Here is a 510-nt window from a genome sequence, read left to right on the forward strand (position 1 = left end):
CGCTCACGAGCGGCCTCCTGCTTCCAGCAGGGGACTTTGCGGCACGGCGTGGGTTCTGATCCAGTCATCCAGTGTCGCGACCTGGTCGGCAGATAGTCGCAGGCCGAGCTTGGACCGGCGCCAGACCACGTCCTCGGCCGAAACGGCCCATTCATGCGCCATGAGGTAGCGCACCTCGCGCTCGCTCAAGGTGGCGCCGAAATCCTGTCCGAGGTCGGCAGCGGATTTGGCATCACCCAGCAGCCGGGCGGCGCGGGTCCCGTAGGCGCGCGCAAGGCGTCTCGCATGGGCGTGGTCGAGGAAGGGATAGTTGCGCTGCAACTCGGCGATCAGGCCATCGACATCGGACACGCCCATGTCGCCGCCGGGCAGCGGCGATTTTCCGGTCCAGCCCTCGCGCGCTTTCGCGCTGCGAAGATAGGGCGCCAGCCGCTCCAGCGCCTCTTCGGCGAGCCGCCGGTACGTGGTGATCTTGCCGCCATAGATCGACAGCAGCGGCGCGCCGCCGGG

The 510-nt window shown here is 68.6% G+C and carries 1 protein-coding gene; it reads right to left on the minus strand.

Annotated elements, in window-relative coordinates; translation table 11 throughout:
- Positions 1-3: 3 nt before the first annotated feature.
- Positions 4-510, minus strand: a 507-nt coding sequence (locus AACY52_RS30160) for a glycerol-3-phosphate dehydrogenase C-terminal domain-containing protein (protein WP_339561355.1), incomplete at its 5' end; no start/stop codon positions are given.

The organism is Pseudomonas sp. EA_65y_Pfl1_P113, from assembly GCF_963970525.1.
Taxonomy (GTDB): domain Bacteria; phylum Pseudomonadota; class Gammaproteobacteria; order Pseudomonadales; family Pseudomonadaceae; genus Aquipseudomonas; species Aquipseudomonas tritici.